Source organism: Sphingobium cupriresistens, assembly GCF_004152865.1.
In the GTDB taxonomy this organism is placed as follows: Bacteria; Pseudomonadota; Alphaproteobacteria; order Sphingomonadales; family Sphingomonadaceae; genus Sphingobium; species Sphingobium cupriresistens.
The window spans coordinates 239991-259024 of record NZ_SEOO01000001.1; the positions used below are offsets into that span (position 1 = coordinate 239991).

A 19034-nucleotide genomic window follows, 5' to 3' on the forward strand; every position below is an offset into this window, starting at 1 on the left:
CGTCAGTTTCCGCTCTGCCGGCCGGCGCCGCGCTCTTGCCGGGATGCGGCCTGGCCGTTGGCGGGCGCGACTGGCGCGGTTTCGGGCGCGGCGTCGCCTGAATTGCCCAGCTTGCCGACGCTGGCAGGGGTGCCGTCGGCCGACGGATTGCTCTGGCGGCGGTCTGGCGCCTTGGTGTCGCCGCCCGTATCGGCCTTCTGGTCCTCCGCCGGCGCTTCCTGCCCGGCTGCCAGTTGGCCGGTGATGACGCGCATCCCTGCCTTCAATGCGCCGCCGGTGACGGCGGTGCGCGACCCGTCGCTGGCGCCCACGGTCACCTGTAGCGCCTTGGGATTGCCGTCCTCGCCGACGATATAGACGGTCTGGCTGCTACCCGCGCCGAAATTGACCTGGCGCTTGGCCCCGCCGCGGCGCATCCGGCCCGGACCCGGCAGGACGCTGGTGATGCCGCCGCCCTGCGCCGTGGCGCTGGGCTTGAAGCGCAGCGCGCTGTTGGGGACGAGCAGGACGTTCTGCAACTCCTGCGTCACGATATCTGCGGTCGCGGTCATGCCGGGGCGCAGCGTCTCGTCGTCATTATCGACCGACAGCACGGCGGTATAGGCGACCACCGTGCCCGTCGTCGACGTGGTGGTGGTCGTGGAGGAGGATGAACTGCTGGCGCTGTTCGACCCGACATTGACCCGCGTGACCTTCGCCGGGAAGGTGCGGCCGGGGAAGGCGTCCACCGCGAAGGTGGCGCTCTGGCCTTCCTTCACCTGGCCGACATCGGCCTCGTCCACAGACACCTCGACTTCCATTTGCGTTAGGTCTTCGGCCAGGGTGAACAGCACCGGCGCGTTCAGCGACGCGGCGACGGTCTGGCCCGGTTCGATGTCGCGCGACAGGACGACGCCGTTCACCGGCGACACGATCTGCGCGATCGACAGGTTGGTCTGCGCTGTCGAAAGCTGCGCGCGCGACACGTCCACCTGCGCCTGCTGCGATCGCAGCGTGGCCAGCGCCGATTGATAATCCGCTCGCGCGGCGTCGATTTCGGTCTTGGCCGGCACCTTCCCGCCGGACAGAGTGAAGACGTTCAATTGGCGATCCAGCGTGGCCTTCGTCAAGGCGACCTGCGCCTGCGCCTGCGCGACGCTGGCCTGCGACGACACGAGCTGCGCGCGATTCTGGTTGATCGTATCGACGAGGCGGCGCGTGTCCAGTTCTGCCAGCTTCTGCCCTTTGGTCACGCGATCGTTGACGTCCACATAGACGGCGGTGATCTTGCCCGACTGCTCGGACCCGACATCGACCTGGTTGATGGGCTTGAGGTTGCCGGTGGCCGATACGCTGACGGTCAGGTCGCCGGTGCGCACTTCGCGCGTCGCATAATCGGGCCTGTCGCCGCCGGAGAAACAACGCGCGAGCAGCAGGATAGCGACCAGTAGAACCACACCGATGCCGCCGCGGATCACCCATTTGCGCCACGGCTTTTCCGGCTTCGCGCCCAGAAAATCGTCCAGATCCTGATCCTTGGTCACATCATTGCTCATTTGGGCGGTTGTCCATGCTCTGCCAGCCGCCGCCCAGCGCATTATACAATTGGGCGATGGCCAGAACCTCGTCGGATTGCGCGGAAGCCAGGCTGTTGCGCGCGTTCAATAGGGCGGATTCGCTGGTCAGCAGCGTCTGGAAGTCGGTCAGGCCCGCCTGATACTGGCTGCGCGCCAGGATTGCGGCGTTGTTCGATGCGTCATAGGCGACGGCGAACTCCGCCTTGCGCGCGCGGGCGCTGGTGAGCTGCGCCATGGCGTTCTCGACATCCTCCAGCGCGGTGAGAACGCTCTGTTTATAGGCGGCGAAGGCGGCGTCGGTCGCGGCCTTCTGCGCCCGCACCTGCGATTGCAGCCGCCCGCCGTCGAAGATCGTCTGCGCCACATTGGCGAACACCCCGCCGGTGATCAGGCTGAACAGGTCGCTGAACGCATTGGAGGTGGTGCCGATATTGCCGCTGATGCCCAGCGAGGGGTAAAGCTGCGCCTGCGCCACGCCGATCCGCGCGGTGGCGGCGGCCAGCGCCCGTTCGGCGCTGCGTACATCGGGCCGCTGTCGCAGCGTGTCGGCCGGGATTCCGATCGCGATCTGCGTCGAGGCGACGGGAATGGGGGCTGGGGTTTCCAGCGCGCGGGTCGCGTCGCCCGGCGCTTGCCCCGTCAGCACCGCGATGCGGTTCAGGCTGCCCCTCAGGCCCGCCTCGATCTGCGGAATGGTCGCCTTGGTCTGGGCGAGTTGCGCCCTGGCCTGCTGCTCGTCCAGCGAGGAGACGAGGCCCGCCTGCAACCGCCAGTTGGCGATATTATAATTATCCTGCTGCACCGCCTGGCTTTCGCGCGCGATCCGCAACTGTTCCTGCGCCAGCCGCGCCTGGACATAGTTGGTGGCCAGTTCGGACAGGATCGTCATGCGGACATTGGCGAGGTCGTATCCCGACGCGGCCAGGTCCGCCCGCGCGGCTTCGGCGGTGCGGGACAGTTCGCCAAACAGGTCGATCTGCCAGCTCGCATTGGCGCCCAGCGAATAGGTGCTCGACCATTTGCTCGCCCCAGTGCTGATGACGTTGCCGCTGTCATCGACGCGGGTGCCTCCCGCCTGGCTGCGGTAATTCTTGCCGCCGCTGCCCGATCCGCTGATCTGCGGCAGGAAGCTGGCATTGGCCTGGCGCAGCGCTTCCCGCGCCTGCCGCAACCGCGCCTGCGCCTGGACGATGTCCAGATTATTGGCGATTGCCTGGTCGATCAGGCTGGTGAGCGTCGGATCATTCAGCCGCGTCCACCAACTGGCAAGGTCGGCGTCGCTCGCCGGCGCTCCGCTGCCCTGGCTATAGGCTGCCGGCAGGCCCAGCGTAGCGCCCTGCGGCGCGCGATAGTCCGGCCCCGCCGCGCAGGCGGCCAAAAGCGCAGGCAGGAGCAGCGCCGTACCGCTGATCAAGCTTATGCGATATCGCACCTTTTCCTTGCACTCCGTCGTCGTTAAAGGGGCGGCCACGCTGCCCCGATCGCAAAAGGGGGTGAGACGTCCGGCCCCTGACTGCCGCAGGGGCATGTACGGCTCAATGACATTTATGTCTCAAAGTGTATCGTGGTTGAATTTGGGCGCTTTTTGCGCATTTTGTGGTCAGGGGATAATGGATGCGGGCATTTCTTTTTCCGGGGCAGGGCAGCCAGTCCGTCGGCATGGGCAAGGCGCTGGCCGATGCCAGCCCGGCGGCGCGCGAGTTGTTTCAGGAGGTCGATGACGCGCTGGCGCAGAATCTGTTCCGCATCATGGTGGAGGGGCCGGACAGCGACCTGACCCTGACCGAAAACGCGCAGCCCGCGATCATGGCCAACGCCATCGCCACGCTGCGCGTAATGCAGAAAGAAGGTGGCTTCACCCTAGCCGACAAGGGCGATTATGTCGCCGGCCACAGCCTGGGCGAATATAGTGCGCTCTGCGCGGTCGAAGCGTTCGACATCACCACCACCGCGCGCCTGCTCAAGCTGCGCGGCCAGGCGATGCAGGCGGCCGTGCCAGTGGGCAAGGGCGCGATGGCGGCGTTGCTGGGCGCGGACATCGACAAGGCGCAGGCGCTGGCCGATGCCGCGGCGCAGGGCGAAGTCTGCACCGTCGCCAACGACAATGACCCAAGCCAGGTCGTGATTTCCGGCCACCGCGGCGCGATCGAACGGGCGATCGCCATGGTCAAGGATCATGGCATCAAACGCGGCGTGCTGCTGCCCGTGTCGGCGCCTTTCCACTGTCCGCTGATGCAGCCCGCCGCCGACGCGATGGCGGAAGCCTTGGCCAGTGCGGCGATCAACGCGCCGCTGCTGCCGGTCTACGCCAATGTCCTGGCCGCGCCGATCGCCGACGGCGAAGAGATCAAGGCTCGCCTGGTCGAACAGGTCACCGGCCGCGTCCGCTGGCGCGAATCCATCGCCGCCATGTGGGACGCGGGCGTCACCGACTTCGTGGAAGTGGGTGGCAAGGTGCTCGGCCCCATGGTCAAGCGCATTGCGCCTGACGCGACCGTGCGCAGCATCGTGACGATGGACGATATCGAGGCGGCGCTGGCGGCTTTTTAACAGGACGGGAAATAAAGACATGTTCGACCTAACAGGCATGACCGCGCTGGTGACCGGCGCATCGGGGGGCATCGGCTCCGCCATCGCCAAGGCACTGGCCGCGCAGGGCGCGACCCTCGCGCTTTCGGGCAGCAATGAGGAGAAGCTCAAGGCCTTCGCCGCCGAACTAGGGGGCGATCACAAGACGATCGTCTGCAACCTGTCCGATCCCGCCTCCGTCGACGCGCTCGTGCCGCAGGCGGTCGAAGCGCTGGGCGGCCGGGTCGACATCCTCGTCAACAATGCTGGCATCACCCGCGACAACCTGATCCTGCGGATGAAGGATGAGGAATGGAGCCAGGTGATCCAGGTCAATCTGGAGGCCGCGTTCCGGCTGGTCCGCGCCGCCGCCAAGCCGATGATGAAGGCGCGCTTCGGCCGCATCATCTCCATCACCTCGGTCGTCGGCGTCACCGGCAATCCGGGCCAGTCCAACTATTGCGCGTCTAAGGCGGGCATCATCGGCATGTCCAAGTCGCTGGGCCAGGAACTCGCCAGCCGCGGCATCACCGTCAACTGCGTCGCGCCCGGCTTCATCCGATCGGCCATGACGGACGCGCTGAACGATGCGCAGAAGAGCGCTATCCTGACCAAGATTCCGGTCGGCGATCTGGGGGACGGCGACGATATCGGCGCGGCGGTCGTCTATCTGGCGAGCAAGGAGGCCGGTTATGTCAACGGCCAGACGCTGCATGTGAATGGCGGCATGGCGATGATCTGATCGTCACGCGCTTTGCGCAACGCTCACTTGGACCTTCATATGAATGCGCGGTCGCACGCGAATGTGGATGGTCCGGCTTGCCACGCACAGGCTGAGGCCCGCGATCACGGCGCCGGCGATCACGTCGCTGAAATAATGGGCGCCGTCCACGGGCGTCGCGATCAAGGTAAGCGTGGCGACCATCATGCCGCCATAGCGCGCGGTCATGATGGTCGCACGGGAAAAGCCCCAGCAGAAGATGACGGCGAGCGCGCCATGATAGCTGGGGAAGGTGATGATGCCTTCCATATGATCCAGGGAGAGCAGGCGCAGCGACCCGTCACGAAGTCCCGTGATATCGGCCATGTGGACGAATGCGGCGGCCGGGCGAAGATGGGGATAGTCGGCCGGATGAAGGCCGTAATGGACGTAGGCGGCGACCGCCGGCATCAGGCCTGATAGCAGGATGATCGCCAGTCCAGCTATCATGGCGGCCTGAATGGTCGTCCGTAACGCCGCCAGCCTGCCGCACAGTCCCAGTATGAGAATCAGGACAATCATCTGAGGGATGAGGGTGCGATAGGCAAGGTTGAGCGGTGTGGCGAGCAACGGATGGGAATCGAGCCATCGCATCCAGGCCAGCCAGTCCAGTCCCATGGCGCGGTCCCATCCGGCTAGGCGGGCATCCCATAGCGGGCCTGCTCGCGCTGCGATCATATAGGACAGGGACGCGCCTGCCGCACTGAACAACAGCATCAATTGAAGGGCGGTGACCATGGCGAAAATTTTCGCGTTGGTGCGAATCTGGAGGTAAAAAGTCGCTAGAGCGCCCAGCAAGAGGGCAAAGCCGAGCGGCGGAAGAAGACCGGGAATCGACCAGGTGAACGGGTCGGACAATTGCAGCGGCGCCATGATCATGATCGTCAGGACCAGGCAAAGCCAGGCTGCATCGTCACATCCGTCTGAATGTTGATGGGTGATCACACGCGCCTGATCCATAAGGAGGCTCTAGGCGTTTCTCGCTAAAACAAGGTTAATGCGAGCGTCGCCAGCCTCATATCACCCGCGTTTCTATGGGGCACCAGGACATCGCGGGGGCCGAGCGAATCCATCGTTCCATGATTGGTGCGCAACAGGTGGAACGGGCCGATCACCTACGCTCCCAGCATCATTATCGCCGTCAGCGGGACGCGCGCGTGACGCAAGGGGCTGGAAAGGAGGGCGCACCCCTTGCATAAGCGGCTGAATCTTGGCGAACGGACGGCTATCGATCGGCAATGAGCCTTTTTTGTTGCCGGATCGTCGTGTCAGGCAATGTGGGGGCTTGGCGACCTAGCCTCTTGCCTCTATCGGAGCTTGGCACTAGGGCTGCCTTAACGGTTGTTCAGACCACCAACGATACCAGTCAAGAAGGACCACTCATGAGTGAGACCGCGGATCGCGTAAAGAAAATCGTCGTCGAGCATCTGGGCGTTGAAGCCGAAAAGGTGACCGAGGATGCCAGCTTCATCGACGATCTGGGCGCGGACAGCCTGGATATCGTGGAACTGGTGATGGCGTTCGAAGAAGAATTCGGCGTCGAAATCCCCGACGATGCGGCTGAGAAGATTGCGACCGTCAAGGACGCGATCGACTATATCGACAGCAAGCAGTAAGGCGTCTTGTGGCCCGCGCCATGCGCGGCGGGCCGCTTTTCGCACAAGGAAATGGCTCCTCCTGTCCGGCCAAGCCGGGGCGTGGGGAGCTTTTTCGTATCTGGCGCGCCGTTCACAAGTCCGTTGCGACGGGTTAGGGATGGGCGGTGCGGACTAAATTGATATTTCGGAGCTAGGATATGCGTCGTGTCGTCGTAACCGGCCTTGGCATGGTCAGCCCGCTGGGCGGGGATGTCGAAACCACCTGGAAGAACATCATCGCGTCGAAATCCGGCGCGGCGACGATCACGCGGTTCGACCCGACCGACTATAAGTGCCGCATCGCCTGCGAAGTGAAGCCCAAGGACCATGAATATGGTTATGATCCGGGGCTGGACGTCGATCACAAGATCCAGCGACAGGTCGACCTGTTCATCGTGTTCGGCATTTCCGCCGCCAGCCAGGCGCTGCGCGACGCGGGCCTCGACAATATGTCGGAGGAAGAACGGCTGCGCGCCGGTTGCTCCATCGGTTCGGGCATTGGCGGCCTGCCGGGCATCGAAAGCGAATCGCTGGTGCTGGCGAATAAGGGGCCGAGCCGGGTTTCCCCGCACTTCGTCCATGGCCGCCTCATCAACCTGATCTCCGGCCAGGTGTCGATCAAATATGGCCTGATGGGTCCGAACCATGCGGTCGTCACCGCCTGTTCGACCGGCGCCCATTCGATCGGCGACGCTGCGCGCATGATCGCGATGGACGATGCCGACGTGATGCTGGCGGGCGGCGCGGAAAGCGCGATCTGCCCGATCGGCATCGCCGGCTTCGCCCAGGCGCGCGCGCTCAGCACCAATTTCAACGACACGCCCGAAAAGGCCAGCCGCCCCTATGACGTCAACCGCGACGGCTTCGTCATGGGCGAAGGCGCGGGCGTGGTCGTGCTCGAAGAATATGAACATGCCAGGAAGCGCGGCGCGAAAATCTATGCCGAAGTGATCGGCTACGGCCTGTCGGGCGACGCCTATCACGTCACCGCCCCCCACCCGGAAGGCAGCGGCGGCTTCCGCTCGATGCAGATGGCGCTCAAAAAGTCGGGCCTGTCCCTGGATGACATCGACTATGTGAACGCCCACGGCACCTCGACCCCGCTGGGCGACGAGCTGGAACTGGGCGCGGTCAAGCGGCTGTTTGGCGATCACCTCAGCACTATGTCGATGTCGTCCACCAAGTCGGCGATCGGCCATCTGCTGGGCGGCGCGGGTGCGGTGGAGAGCATCTTTTGCATCCTCGCCATGCGCGACGGGATCGTGCCACCGACGCTCAACCTCGACGAGCCGAGCGAGAGCTGCAAGGGCGTGGACCTGGTCCCGCACGTCGCCAAGGAGCGCAAGGTGCGCGCGGTGCTGAACAACTCCTTTGGTTTCGGCGGCACCAACGCTTCGCTTATCATGAAGGCGATCTGACTTTGATCTCAGGCTGACGGCTATGGCGAAACGATCAGGCAATCCCGCACGCCGCCTCGCCGGCATCGTCCTGCTGATCGGCCTGGCCGTCGCGGCCTTCATCGCCTTTCGCTTCGTCCATGGCTGGAGCGAGCAGGGACCAGCGGTCCAGGATGTCAGCATCACCGTGCCCGAAGGGGCGACCCTGTCCGACGCGGCGGTGCTGCTGAAACGGGCCGGCGCGGTGCGCTCGGCCGACGCTTTCCTGACGCGGGCCAAAGTGTTTGGCGCGGGCAAGTCGATCAAGGCGGGCGAATTCGTCATCCCCGCCGGCGCGAGCAACAGCGACATCCTGTCCATCCTGCAAGGCGGCAAAACGCTGACCCGGCTCATCACCATTCCCGAAGGCATGCCCTCGCTCCTGGTGCATGAACGGCTGATGGCGAACGACCAGTTGACCGGCAGCATCCCGGTGCCGGAGGAGGGCAGCGTGCTGCCCGACAGCTACGCCTTTGACAAAGGCGAGTCGCGCGCCGCCGTGCTCAAGCGGATGCAGGCGGCGATGGACAAGGCGCTGGCCCAGCTTTGGGCCGAACGCGCGCCCGAAACCGTCGCCAAATCGCCCAGGGAAGCGATCATTCTGGCCAGTATCGTCGAAAAGGAAACCGGCGTTCCGTCCGAACGGCCAATGGTCGCGGGCGTCTATGGTAACCGGCTGCGCACCAATATGATGCTACAGGCCGACCCGACGATCATCTACCCCATCACCCGCGGCAAGCCGCTCGGCCGCCGTATCCGCAAGTCGGAAATCGCGGCGGTCAACGATTACAACACCTATGCCATGGTCGGCCTGCCCAAGGGGCCGATCGCCAATCCGGGGCGGCTGTCGATCCTGGCGGTGCTGCACCCGGCGCAGACCAAGGCGCTCTATTTCGTCGCCGACGGCAAGGGCGGCCACATCTTCGCCGACACCTACCAGCAGCATAATGAAAATGTGCGTAAATGGTTCGAGATTCGCAGGGCGCGCGGGGAATTGTGAGAGCGCTATACCAGCATTTATGGCCGCTCGCCGCGGCGTTGCTGCCGTTCAACGCCGACGCCCAAACCCATGATCCGGCGATCCGTCATTCCGCGCGCTGCCTGATCGCGGTGGCCTCGCTGGCGTCGAGCGAGGATGCGACGCTGAAAATGTCCGGCCTGATGGGTTCGCTCTTCTTCGCCGGTCAGATTTTCGGCGCGGAGCCGGATATCGATCTTGCAAGACTGATGAAGCGCGAGGCGATCGATATCGACGAACGCCTGACCAAGGAACTGCTCGTCCAATGTGGCGGCGAACTGCAGCGGCGCGGCGGTCAGATCAGCGCGGCAGGGGAAGCCCTGAAGGCGATGAGCGGCAACGCGCGCTGATCCGGCGGCTTAACTCAGCGCAATATGCCCTTCGCCACCAGCGACCGGGCATAGAGCCATGCGAACAAAGCGACGGCGAAGATCAGGGCGGGGAAGGGGATGGTGACCGCCCAGCCCTTTTCCGCCAGCAGGTTCGTGCCGAGAAACGTATATCCGAACTGCGCAATCACGCAGACCAGCGAGATCAGGAACAGAAACGCTGCAATCGCCTTGCGCAGCAGCAGCGCGATCGCGCCCAGCGTGCCGGTCGCCACGGCGATGGCATAGACGATCCAGACCCAGGCAGGCATCAGCGCAAAGGCGCGCGCGCCCGCCGGGTCGGTCCGCGCCAGCGCATCAAGGTCCATTGTATATTGCATGGTGAAGGCGGTTATGCCCATCAGCCCCCATAGCAACAGGATGATGCCGATGATCGTGACGCTGCGCGACGTGGCCATGATGTCCCCCTCCTTGCCTCGCGCCGCTGCGCCGTGCAGGACGCTAGGGGCCAATGATACACCCGATCGCGGCGGACAGGAAGACACATGACGATAGCGGAACATAGCGCCCCGATCATCGTCACCGCGCTGATGGGCGCGGCCGACTTCGCCTGGGCGGACGGGCTGCGCCGCGCCCATTTCCCGCCGCAGCGCAACTTGCTGTCGGCGCATGTCACACTGTTCCACCATCTGCCGCCCTCGTTGCTGCCAGAACTGGCGGATCGGCTGAAAGGGCTGTGCCGCGGTCCGGCCCCCGCCGCGACGCTCGCCGCCGTCATGGCGCTGGGGCAGGGGGTCGCCTATCGCATCGACAGTCCCGGCCTGATGGCGATGCGCGACGAATTGGCCGACGCCTTCACCGGCCTGCTGACGCCGCAGGACCAGGCCCGCCCGCGCCTCCACGTCACGGTCCAGAACAAGGTCAAGCCGGACGTGGCGAAAGCGCTGGCGACGCAGTTGGCGGCGGATTTCCGCCCGCGCCCCTTCACCATCGCCGGCCTCGCAGCCTGGCATTATCGCGGCGGGCCGTGGGATTTGGCGATGAAGGCGATGTTCAGGGGGTAGCGACCCTCGATAGGGCGACATCTCCCGTCAGGCCTTTTGAGGAATTACTATCGACGACCAGGGGAGACATGTTTCCATCCCGCTGGCGGGAGGAGGTTAGGGAGGTGGCAACACATCCCTGTCTCTCAATCCAATACGTTGGGCAGATCCTCGAAGCCCTTGCGCAGCGCGGCGCTCCAGCTTTGGGAGATCATCGCGAACTCCTCATTATCCGCCTCGATGCGGGTGCGGACGCGGAAGTCGAACGCATCCGTCGCAATCACCGTCAGGTCGAGCGGCATCCCGACCGAGAGGTTGGAGCGCAGCGTCGAATCCATCGACACCAGCACCGCCTTGGTCGCATCCTCCAGCGTGGTTTCGCGCTGGATGATGCGATCCAGGATGGGCTTGCCATATTTATGCTCACCGATCTGGAAGAAGGGCGTGTCTTCGGTTGCTTCGATGAAATTGCCGGCGGAATAGATGAGGTAGAGGCGCGGCTTGCCGCCCTTGCGCTGGCCCGCGATCATGATCGATGCGCCCGAACCCGATCCACCCATCTCGATATTCTCGCGATAGCGCTGTTGCATCTTCTGCATCGCGTCGCCCACGATCTGCGCCGCGCGGTGCATGGTGTCGCAATTCAGGATCGTTTCGACGTCGGGGTCGAGCTTCGATTCCTTGATCGCCTTGCTCAGCGTCGCCTTCACCCCCTGGGTAATCGACAGATTGCCCGAACACATCAGCGTGATCGCGCGTTCGCCCGGCACATGATAGGTGAAGCTCTTCCGGAAGCGCGCGATATTGTCCATGCCCGCATTGGTGCGGGTGTCGGACAGCATGACCAGTCCCTGATCGACGCGCACGGCCACACAATAAGTCACGGCCCGCTGGCCCCCTGTGTTCTGTCTGTCGCGATTCGCCCCATCATCGGATGCACCATATGACCTGCGATCGCGTCGATTAACCCGTCTGTTCGGGCGGCGGGACGCTTTGTTGTTGCTGCCGTTGCAGCTGTCGTTCCTCGACGCCGTCCTCCGCCTGCGCGATACGGACGTCCGCGTCAATCCAGATATCGCCCGCGACCGTGACGGAGCCACGGATCGGCGCGGCGTCATCGGCGTCCAGACCGCTGGCGAGGCGGAGATAGCGTTCGGTGACGCACACCCGGTTGGAAGGGTCAAATCCGATCCAGCCCAGGCCCGGCACATGGGCTTCGGCCCAGCCATGGGTTTCGTGCAGCGCGCTGCCGTCGCCGGCGAGGAGATAGCCCGACACATAGCGGGCGGGTCGGCCGATCGCGCGGGCGGCGGCGATGAAAATATGGGCATGGTCCTGACACACGCCTGCGCCGAGCGCGAAGGCCTGCGCTGCGGTGGTGGCGGAGGTGGTGACGCCGGACCGATACTGCACCGCATCGCTGACCGCTGCGGAGAGCGCGTGGAGCTGCGCCAGCGGGCTTTCGCCGGTCGGCGCCGCGCGGGCCATGGCGGCGATGCCGTCCGATGCTTGGGTGAGCGGCGTATCGCGCAGGAAATAGCGCAGGTCGACGCGGCTATCGGGAGAACCGACGACGCCATGGCTTTCGCGCGTGTCGACCAGCCCCTCCGCCACGATGACCGCATGGTCGAGCCGATCATGGCGGATCCAGATCGTCTCCATTTCGCCATAGCTGTTGCGCCGGAAGTTGGTGAGCGGCGCGTCATTGATGCTGACCTGCCAGTCGAGCACGGTCTGCGCGGGCGTATCGACCGGCATCAGCTTCAGCCGCATCGCCACACGGCCAGCGGTCGCGGCGTAGCGATAGACGGTCTGGTGGCGAACGAGCAATTTCATGAAGTCCCCCTTACCCAGTATGCGCCCCGGCCGTCCCTTCCCCGATCAGCCGAAATGATAGGCTTGGGCGATTTCCCCGCCCAGCCGGTTCGTCATCGACAGGCCGTGTTGCACCGTTTCGTGCAGGCCGAAGCGGAAGATTTCGCCGCTGTCCAACTTCTCCAGCGCAACGACCATGTCCTGCACCGTATCGTGGCAGGCGGCGCGCGCGTTGTGCCAGCCCGCCAAGCGATTGAGCCGATAGGCCAGTTGGTCGTAGCAATAGGCGACGCTGCGCGGGAACATGCGGTTGAGCATCAGGAAATCGGTGATCTGCCAGGGCGTGTAGGTGCCGCCATAGACATGATGATAGGCGCGGCTGCCCGACAGGGCGTGCAGTACCGAAGTCCATTGATAATGGTCGCGATTGCCGCCGATCACTTCGGTTTCGGGCAGCAGGACATAATATTTGACGTCCAGCAGGCGCAGCGTCATTTGCGCCCGCTCCAGCGCGGAGCCGCAGCGCAGGAAGTCGTGCCCCTCGTTACGCAACTGGCCCGAATGGGCTGCGCCGCGGAAGGTCATGACGCGGGTCTTGACCCAGTCGATCAGCGTGGGCAGTTGCTGCCGCGCTTCGCCGACATCATAGCTGTCCAGCTTGCGCCAGCCATCGTTGAGCGCTTCCCACATATCCTGCGTCAACATGGTTCGGGCGGACTTGGCGTTGGCGCGCGCCTTGAGCAGACAGGAACGGATCGAACTGGGATTGTCTGCGTCCAGCATCAGGAAGGAGACGGCGTCGCTTTCGGTGACGATCGTGCCTTCGGGGAAGCGATGCTCCGCCCCGGTCGCGCGGACGACCGAGCGCCATTCGTCGCGATGATGCGCGCCGGGGAGGATCGCCATGCGCTGTCCCATGGTCAGCAGCCGCGCGGTGGCCTCCGCCCGCTCCATATAGCGCGCCATCCAGAAGAGATTTTCGGCGGTCCGGCTCAGCATGGGGTGATGCCCTGTCTTTGTGTGGGACTGGTGAAGAATATCGCCATCATCAATCCTGCAACACCCAGGTATCTTTCACCCCGCCGCCCTGGCTGGAATTGACCACCAGCGATCCTTCGGTCAGCGCGACGCGGGTGAGGCCGCCGGGAACAAGGCGAAGCTGCTTGCCGACCAGGCAATAGGGGCGGAAATCGGCGTGGCGGCCGACGACCGCCGCGGGACCGAGCGTCGGCACGGTCGACAGGTCGAGTGTGGGCTGGGCGATGAACTCGCCCGGATTGGCCTTGATCCGCGCAGCATAGGCGGCCACTTCGTCCTTGGTCGATTTGGGGCCGATCAACATGCCATATCCGCCCGATCCATGGACTTCCTTGCCCACCAGTTCGTGCAGATTCTCCAGCACATAGGCCATCTCGTCGGGCTTGCCGCACTGCCAGGTCTGGATATTGTCCAGGATCGGCTTTTCGCCCAGGTAGAAGCGGATCATTTCCGGCACGTAGATATAGACCGCCTTGTCGTCGGCGATCCCCGCGCCCGGCGCCGAGGCCAGCGTGACGCCGCCGTTGCGATAGACGTTGAAGATGCCCGGCACGCCCAGCAGACTGTCGGGGCGGAACACCAAAGGATCGAGATATTCGTCGTCGATGCGGCGATAGATGACGTCTACCGCTTTTGGCCCCAGCGTGGTCTTCATCCACACCCGGTCTTCGTCAACGAACAGGTCGGCCGGCTCCACCAGTTCGACGCCCATCAGGTCGGCCAGGAAGCTATGCTCATAATAAGCGCTGTTGAGCGAACCGGGGGTCAGCACGACGACGACCGGATCGCCCTTGCACGCTGGCGGCGCGACTTCCTTCAGGCTTTTGAGCAATTCGGCGGGATAATCGTCCACCGGCGCGACGATCCCCTGCGCGAACAGTTCGGGGAACATCCGCGTCATGATCTCGCGATTTTCGAGCATGTAGGACACGCCTGATGGGGTGCGGCAATTATCCTCCAGCACTTCGAAACTGCCCGGCCCGGTGCGCACGATGTCGATGCCCACGATATGGCTATAGACCTTCCCCGGCGGGGTGAAGTCGGCCATTTCGGCGAGATAGGCGCTGTTCTTGTAGATGATGTCGGCGGGCATGATGCCGGCCTTCACGATTTCACCGCGATGATAGACGTCGTGCAGGAAGGCGTTCAGCGCCCGCGCCCGCTGGCGGATGCCCTTGTCCAGCACGCGCCATTCGTTCGCGGTGAAGATGCGCGGCAACAGGTCGAAGGGGATCAGCCGTTCGGGATCGCCGCCCTCGCCATAGACGGCGAAGGTGATGCCGATGCGGCGAAATATCGCCTCGGCCTCATCCATGCGGCGATTGAGTCCGGCAATGCCCGTTCGCTCTACCCATTTCTGCACTTCGTCATAACAGGGGCGTATCGAACCATCCGGCTCAAACATTTCATGGAAGGGCAATTGGACGTTCCTCCCTCGGCCGACAGGGCCGGTTGTGCATTGCAATATTAGTGCGCCGCCCTGTGGCGATTGCAAGGCAAAAATGGCGAGCGAGCAAAAGGTTGCCGGCGCGTTCATGATATATAGTGGAAAACGGGCCGAGTTTCGTTTCTGCGCTCGACCATCCACGGCTTCGCGCATCCGTTCCCAAAGGGAAGATTAAAGTGGAAGAAAAGCAAGGATGAGCCATTTCAGCCGAACCACGGCATCATGGGCGATTGCTGCGACGCTGACCCTGACCGGCTGCGCCAGCGCGGTGCGCGAACATATCTACAAGGCGGATGAGACGCAGATAGACATCGCGCGATGGACCCATGTCCGGCCCCAGTCGCTGCCGGTGCGGACGGCGGACGGGCTTGCCCTGACCGGCTATTACTGGCCGGGCGACCCGATGGATCGCGACGTCATTCTCTTCTTCCACGGCCGGGGATCGAACCAGGGCGTTGCGGCGCGCTATGCCGAACATCTGATCGGCCGGGGCGACCATGTCATCGTGGTGTCCTATCGCGGCTTTGGCGGCAATCCGGGCAGCCCGACCCAGGCCGGGCTGATGACCGACGGTCGCGCCTATGTCGATCGCGCTCGCCAGTTGGTGGGTTCGAACGCACACATTTTCCTGGTCGGCCATTCGCTGGGCGGCGCGGTGGCGCTGCATGTGGCGGCGACGGTGCCGGTCGCGGGCGTCGTCACCCTTTCAACCTTCGACAAGCTGACCGAATCCGCGCCGGCGGGCGTGGGCGCGCTGTTGCCCGACAAGTGGAACAATCTGGACGCGGCGACCAAGATCGGCGCGCCGCTGGTGATGATGCACGGCACCGCGGACGACCGGGTGGACATGGGCCAGGCCGCCGCGCTGTTCGCCGCCGCCCGATCCCCCACCGACTGGCTGATCGCGCCGGGCGCGGGCCATAATCCCGACATGACACGCATCGCCCCACTGGTCAGTGAAGCGGTGGAGGCCGTGGATTCGGGCGCTTTGGGCCGCTATCCTGCGGCCTTGCCCGCCGGGTGGGACATCCGGCGGAAATGATCGCACAAGATTTGCGCAAACCCCGTTGACCGACCCGTCCTCGCTGCGTATAGCGCCGCCTCACCGCAGGGCACGGCCCTGACGGAGCCCATTGGGGCGGAGTAGCTCAGCTGGTTAGAGCAGCGGAATCATAATCCGCGTGTCGGGGGTTCAAGTCCCTCCTCCGCTACCAATAACCTGTTTGGCGAAGGTCGCCAAAGGTTGAAAAAATCCCTGATTTCCGTTAGTTTATGGGCAATCGCTGGTTGTCAGCGACCGCCTTTGTCTGCCTGCAATTGTGGAAGATGGGGGCCTAATCGGGGGGCTTTGAGAGGCCCCACGGAAGCGAGGCCCCCAATGGCACTAACCGACACCGCAATCCGCAACGCCAAGCCCAAGGAAAAGCCCTATAAAGTCTCAGATTCGCAGGGCTTGTATCTGCTGGTCAATCCGAGAGGCAGCAAACTCTGGCGCGTCAAATATCGAATCAACGGCGTGGAGCGGAAACTCGCACTGGGGTCTTATCCTGAAATCACGCTGGCCGAGGCGCGTTCGGCGCGTGATGCGGCCCGAAGGCAACTGGCCCATTCGGTCGATCCCAACTTTGCCAAGCGTCAAGCTCGGATTGAGGCGAGTATGCGGGCGGAAAACAGCTTCGCCAAAGTGGCTGAGGAGTTGATTGCCAAGCGGGAAAAAGAAGGCGTATCGCCGCGCACATTGGAAAAATATCGCTGGCTTATAAAGTTGCTTGGCGATGAGTTTGGACGCAGGCCGGTCGCTGAAATCAGCCCTGCTGAATTGCTGTATGAGATCAAACATCACGAACGGCGGGGCCGCTATGAAACCGCCAAGCGGCTGCGTTCTTTCTCCAGCCGCGTTTTCCGATATGCTGCTGCCACGGCGCGGGCCGAGCGCGATCCCGCACAACTATTGTTGGGCGCGCTCATCCAGCCAAGGGCAAAGCATTTTGCAGCGATCACCGATCCGGTCGAGTTTGGCGCGTTGCTCAGGGCAATCGAGGATTATCAGGGCGATCCTGCCGTCATGTATGCCTTGAAACTGACCCCGCACCTGTTTCAGCGTCCCGGTGAACTGCGACAGATGGAATGGGCAGAGATCAATTTCGAGAAGGCGATTTGGACGCTTCCGCCTGAAAAGATGAAAATGCGGCAACCCCACGCGGTGCCGTTGTCGCGGCAGGCGCTGGAGATTCTCGGAAGTATGCGCACGCTCACCGGGAAGGGAAAATATGTGTTCCCTTCTGTTCGGACGCGAGCGCGCCCGATCTCCGAAAACACCGTCACCGCCGCGTTGCGCCGTATGGGCTATTCCGGCGACCAAATGACCGCCCACGGCTTCCGCACATCCGCATCCTCTCTGCTAAACGAATCCGGCAAGTGGAATCCCGATGCCATTGAGCGGGCATTGGCACACATGGTGTCCGGTGAAATCCGCCGCATTTATAACCAGTCGGCCTATTGGCGCGAGCGTGTCGAGATGGCGCAATGGTGGAGCGACTATCTGGACGGGTTACGGGATGGAGGTAACGTCAATTTCCATCTCGCGGGAGAGTATCATGGACCATCAGAAGGAACTTCTTCCTCTTAGAATTATCGCGGCACGGTTCATTAACACGAATGAACGGGAAGGCTTGGACGAACTCGACCGCATCACGGCGGATGTCTATCGTCGCGTCTACTGGCGATATATGCGCCTATGGTCCGCCTTCACGGCCACCTTGTTCGCCACTGTCATAACCCTGCTTCCGGGAATAGGCTTTACCCTTGCCGGTGTTGAGGGCGGCGAGGTTGTCGCGATCATCGGTCTGATCCCTTTTTGTCTCTTGCTTGGGGTTCTTTGCCGTTGGAGAATTCTCCAATATGGCGGCATGACCGCGCGAAAGCCGCAAAAAGCGGTTTATGCCAACCCCGACGACCGTGCTGTTCGTAATCTGGAACGCCTGTTTGCTGTGCTTCAACAGGAAACGACCCCTCGTTCTTTTTTCCGAATGAAGAATGGAGGGGAACGGCAAATTGATGAACGCTATTTCTTCGGTAGCCTTCGCGCGGCGCTCGTGTCCAAGGAGCGGCCATTACGGGATATGTTTCTCAACCCGGTGGGCCTTTGGTTTTCCCGTGAGCTTTTCTTGGAGGCCGATGTTGCCGCTTTGATCGCGCAAGCCAAAGCCGAACCGAATCGTTCAGGAACGAACAAAACCTACGACTACACCGACGCGATTATGTCGTTGATCGAGCATCCCGACATCCGCGCTATGGAGGTGCCAAAGCGCGGCAATCAGACGAAGATCAAGAACCTGTTGGAAGCTTGGTATGGATCGAAGCGTCAGGATGCACCCAGCGAAACGCAATTGATGCTTTACGCCAAGGACGTTCTCAACGTGATCGAGAAAAATCGTCGTGCCAATGCACGGCGCTGATTACCGATGAATGACGGAAATTAGCTGGTGTCGGCCTTTGCCTTTTGCCGGTGAAGCCATGGAACTGGCTGATTTCTGGGATTTTGAGCGCCGATCCACGTATCTGCGAACCTGTGCAACTTGGCATGTCTCTCGCCGCGAGTCGGCAAGCAAGGAGACGCACATGGAACCCATAGCCATATCCATCAATGATACCGCCAAGGCGCTCGGCGTCGGAAGATCGTCAGTTTACGCCCTCATAAAATCAGGGGGCCTGCAAGCCATCAAGATCGGCAGGCGCACCCTGCTGACCACTGAGTCCATCCGGCGTCTGGCGCAATGGTCGCGTCCGTCAATGTGGTGTAAAATCGGGTGTGTGTCAACGGCGGAGCAAAAGTCGGCCATTCGGCGGCGTAAAACCAGGCCATCGTGTTACATGCCGGGGGGAGTGGCGTGAGGGCGTAGCCCGAGGGCCACTCCCCCCGGCATTGGTGTAATTTTCAGGGTCTGGTTTTGGCCTTGCGGGCCCGGCTGTGCGCGAGGCGATAGCTTTCGCCGTTCATCTCGAGGATGCTGACGTGATGGGTCAGGCGATCGAGGAGCGCGCCTGTGAGACGCTCAGATCCGAAGGTTTCGGTCCATTCGTCGAAGGGCAGGTTGCTGGTGATGAAGGTGGAGCCGCGTTCGTAACGCTGGGAGATCAGCTCGAACAGCAGTTCCGCGCCGGTCTTGGAGAGCGGCACAAAGCCCAGTTCGTCGATGATGAGCAGCTTGTATCCGGCCATCTGCTTCTGGAAGCGCAGAAGACGGCGCTCGTCGCGGGCCTCCATCATTTCGCTGACCAGCGCTGCCGCGGTGGTGAAGCCCACCGACAATCCTTTCTGGCATGCTGCCAGTCCGAGCCCCAACGCTACATGCGTCTTTCCGGTGCCTGATGGCCCCAGAGCGAT

The 19034-nt window shown here is 63.1% G+C and carries 19 protein-coding genes, 1 tRNA gene and 1 pseudogene; 12 read left to right on the forward strand and 9 right to left on the reverse strand.

The genetic code is table 11. The features are described 5' to 3' along the window. Nucleotides 1-2: 2 nt before the first annotated feature. Both EWH12_RS01180 and EWH12_RS01185 read right to left on the reverse strand, forming a co-directional pair. A complete protein-coding gene (locus EWH12_RS01180; protein WP_129925429.1) occupies nt 3-1535 on the reverse strand; it encodes an efflux RND transporter periplasmic adaptor subunit in 1533 nt (510 codons plus the stop codon). Beyond that, nucleotides 1525-2988: an efflux transporter outer membrane subunit gene (locus EWH12_RS01185; RefSeq protein WP_129925430.1), complete on the reverse strand. Its 1464-nt coding sequence runs from the start codon at nt 2986-2988 to the stop codon at nt 1525-1527. Before EWH12_RS01185 ends, EWH12_RS01180 begins: the two co-directional genes overlap by 11 nt. A gap of 182 nt (nt 2989-3170) precedes the next feature. Between EWH12_RS01185 and fabD the strand changes: the two genes are divergently transcribed. Both fabD and fabG read left to right on the forward strand, forming a co-directional pair. After that, on the forward strand, nt 3171-4106 hold the full coding sequence (gene fabD / locus EWH12_RS01190) for an ACP S-malonyltransferase (protein WP_129925431.1): 936 nt from the start codon (nt 3171-3173) through the stop codon (nt 4104-4106). Nucleotides 4107-4125: 19 nt separating this feature from the next. Further along, nucleotides 4126-4866 carry a 3-oxoacyl-[acyl-carrier-protein] reductase gene (gene fabG / locus EWH12_RS01195; RefSeq protein WP_066601078.1) on the forward strand — a complete coding sequence of 247 codons (741 nt, stop codon included), beginning with the start codon at nt 4126-4128 and terminating at the stop codon, nt 4864-4866. Nucleotides 4867-4869: 3 nt separating this feature from the next. Here fabG and EWH12_RS01200 read toward each other — a convergent pair whose 3' ends face one another. Next, nucleotides 4870-5763 (reverse strand): phosphatase PAP2 family protein, encoded by an 894-nt coding sequence (locus EWH12_RS01200; protein WP_165363554.1) that lies wholly within the window; start codon nt 5761-5763, stop codon nt 4870-4872. 503 nt (nt 5764-6266) lie between these two features. On the opposite strand from EWH12_RS01200, the gene EWH12_RS01205 reads away from it, so the two are divergent. From EWH12_RS01205 to EWH12_RS01220, 4 genes are all read left to right on the forward strand, one after another. Beyond that, the gene (locus EWH12_RS01205; RefSeq protein WP_007689016.1) at nt 6267-6500 is read left to right on the forward strand and encodes an acyl carrier protein; all 234 of its coding nucleotides are present in this window, start codon (nt 6267-6269) and stop codon (nt 6498-6500) included. A 179-nt stretch (nt 6501-6679) separates the two neighbouring features. Further along, complete coding sequence (fabF, locus tag EWH12_RS01210) at nt 6680-7939, forward strand: beta-ketoacyl-ACP synthase II (RefSeq protein WP_066601081.1); 1260 nt, start codon at nt 6680-6682, stop codon at nt 7937-7939. A 22-nt stretch (nt 7940-7961) separates the two neighbouring features. Then, nucleotides 7962-8957, forward strand: a complete 996-nt coding sequence (gene mltG / locus EWH12_RS01215) for an endolytic transglycosylase MltG (RefSeq protein ID WP_066601083.1) — start codon at nt 7962-7964, stop codon at nt 8955-8957. Then, a complete protein-coding gene (locus EWH12_RS01220) occupies nt 8954-9325 on the forward strand; it encodes a hypothetical protein (RefSeq protein ID WP_129925432.1) in 372 nt (123 codons plus the stop codon). The genes mltG and EWH12_RS01220 overlap by 4 nt, the downstream gene beginning before the upstream one ends. A gap of 14 nt (nt 9326-9339) precedes the next feature. Here the strand turns inward: EWH12_RS01220 and EWH12_RS01225 are convergent, their stop codons facing one another. Next, nucleotides 9340-9762 carry a sugar transporter gene (locus EWH12_RS01225; RefSeq protein ID WP_129925433.1) on the reverse strand — a complete coding sequence of 141 codons (423 nt, stop codon included), beginning with the start codon at nt 9760-9762 and terminating at the stop codon, nt 9340-9342. 87 nt (nt 9763-9849) lie between these two features. On the opposite strand from EWH12_RS01225, the gene EWH12_RS01230 reads away from it, so the two are divergent. Beyond that, a complete protein-coding gene (locus EWH12_RS01230) occupies nt 9850-10368 on the forward strand; it encodes a 2'-5' RNA ligase family protein (RefSeq protein ID WP_129925434.1) in 519 nt (172 codons plus the stop codon). Nucleotides 10369-10493: 125 nt separating this feature from the next. Here EWH12_RS01230 and EWH12_RS01235 read toward each other — a convergent pair whose 3' ends face one another. The 4 genes from EWH12_RS01235 to EWH12_RS01250 form a co-directional block, all read right to left on the reverse strand. Continuing rightward, a complete protein-coding gene (locus EWH12_RS01235) occupies nt 10494-11231 on the reverse strand; it encodes a proteasome-type protease (RefSeq protein ID WP_066601087.1) in 738 nt (245 codons plus the stop codon). Nucleotides 11232-11310: 79 nt separating this feature from the next. Then, nucleotides 11311-12183, reverse strand: a complete 873-nt coding sequence (locus EWH12_RS01240; RefSeq protein ID WP_066601088.1) for a transglutaminase family protein — start codon at nt 12181-12183, stop codon at nt 11311-11313. Between the two features lie 45 nt (nt 12184-12228). Further along, nucleotides 12229-13161 carry an alpha-E domain-containing protein gene (locus EWH12_RS01245; RefSeq protein WP_066601090.1) on the reverse strand — a complete coding sequence of 311 codons (933 nt, stop codon included), beginning with the start codon at nt 13159-13161 and terminating at the stop codon, nt 12229-12231. 49 nt (nt 13162-13210) lie between these two features. After that, nucleotides 13211-14620 carry a circularly permuted type 2 ATP-grasp protein gene (locus tag EWH12_RS01250; RefSeq protein ID WP_066601093.1) on the reverse strand — a complete coding sequence of 470 codons (1410 nt, stop codon included), beginning with the start codon at nt 14618-14620 and terminating at the stop codon, nt 13211-13213. 220 nt (nt 14621-14840) lie between these two features. Between EWH12_RS01250 and EWH12_RS01255 the strand changes: the two genes are divergently transcribed. From EWH12_RS01255 to EWH12_RS22590, 5 genes are all read left to right on the forward strand, one after another. Continuing rightward, on the forward strand, nt 14841-15689 hold the full coding sequence (locus EWH12_RS01255; protein WP_129925435.1) for an alpha/beta hydrolase: 849 nt from the start codon (nt 14841-14843) through the stop codon (nt 15687-15689). A gap of 95 nt (nt 15690-15784) precedes the next feature. Beyond that, nucleotides 15785-15861, forward strand: a tRNA-Met gene (locus EWH12_RS01260). A gap of 164 nt (nt 15862-16025) precedes the next feature. Then, entirely contained in the window at nt 16026-17276 is a 1251-nt protein-coding gene (locus tag EWH12_RS01265; RefSeq protein WP_129925436.1) for a tyrosine-type recombinase/integrase, read from the forward strand. Continuing rightward, a complete protein-coding gene (locus EWH12_RS01270) occupies nt 17245-18105 on the forward strand; it encodes a hypothetical protein (RefSeq protein WP_129925437.1) in 861 nt (286 codons plus the stop codon). Before EWH12_RS01265 ends, EWH12_RS01270 begins: the two co-directional genes overlap by 32 nt. A 163-nt stretch (nt 18106-18268) precedes the next feature. Beyond that, entirely contained in the window at nt 18269-18541 is a 273-nt protein-coding gene (locus tag EWH12_RS22590) for a helix-turn-helix domain-containing protein (RefSeq protein WP_242495916.1), read from the forward strand. A 43-nt stretch (nt 18542-18584) separates the two neighbouring features. Here EWH12_RS22590 and istB read toward each other — a convergent pair. Continuing rightward, nucleotides 18585-19034 (reverse strand): annotated as a pseudogene (gene istB / locus EWH12_RS01280) (IS21-like element ISSsp5 family helper ATPase IstB); the annotation flags it as partial.

Coding starts and splice junctions, on each gene's coding strand:
- EWH12_RS01270 (WP_129925437.1), top strand. CDS start 17,245: ATGGACCATCAGAAGGAACTTCTTCCTCTTAGAATTATCGCGGCACGG.
- EWH12_RS01255 (WP_129925435.1), top strand. CDS start 14,841: ATGAGCCATTTCAGCCGAACCACGGCATCATGGGCGATTGCTGCGACG.
- EWH12_RS01200 (WP_165363554.1), bottom strand. CDS start 5,763: ATGATCATGGCGCCGCTGCAATTGTCCGACCCGTTCACCTGGTCGATT.
- EWH12_RS01245 (WP_066601090.1), bottom strand. CDS start 13,161: ATGCTGAGCCGGACCGCCGAAAATCTCTTCTGGATGGCGCGCTATATG.
- EWH12_RS01230 (WP_129925434.1), top strand. CDS start 9,850: ATGACGATAGCGGAACATAGCGCCCCGATCATCGTCACCGCGCTGATG.
- EWH12_RS01205 (WP_007689016.1), top strand. CDS start 6,267: ATGAGTGAGACCGCGGATCGCGTAAAGAAAATCGTCGTCGAGCATCTG.
- mltG (WP_066601083.1), top strand. CDS start 7,962: ATGGCGAAACGATCAGGCAATCCCGCACGCCGCCTCGCCGGCATCGTC.
- fabG (WP_066601078.1), top strand. CDS start 4,126: ATGTTCGACCTAACAGGCATGACCGCGCTGGTGACCGGCGCATCGGGG.
- EWH12_RS01180 (WP_129925429.1), bottom strand. CDS start 1,535: ATGAGCAATGATGTGACCAAGGATCAGGATCTGGACGATTTTCTGGGC.
- fabF (WP_066601081.1), top strand. CDS start 6,680: ATGCGTCGTGTCGTCGTAACCGGCCTTGGCATGGTCAGCCCGCTGGGC.
- EWH12_RS22590 (WP_242495916.1), top strand. CDS start 18,269: ATGGAACCCATAGCCATATCCATCAATGATACCGCCAAGGCGCTCGGC.
- EWH12_RS01240 (WP_066601088.1), bottom strand. CDS start 12,183: ATGAAATTGCTCGTTCGCCACCAGACCGTCTATCGCTACGCCGCGACC.
- EWH12_RS01225 (WP_129925433.1), bottom strand. CDS start 9,762: ATGGCCACGTCGCGCAGCGTCACGATCATCGGCATCATCCTGTTGCTA.
- EWH12_RS01265 (WP_129925436.1), top strand. CDS start 16,026: ATGGCACTAACCGACACCGCAATCCGCAACGCCAAGCCCAAGGAAAAG.
- fabD (WP_129925431.1), top strand. CDS start 3,171: ATGCGGGCATTTCTTTTTCCGGGGCAGGGCAGCCAGTCCGTCGGCATG.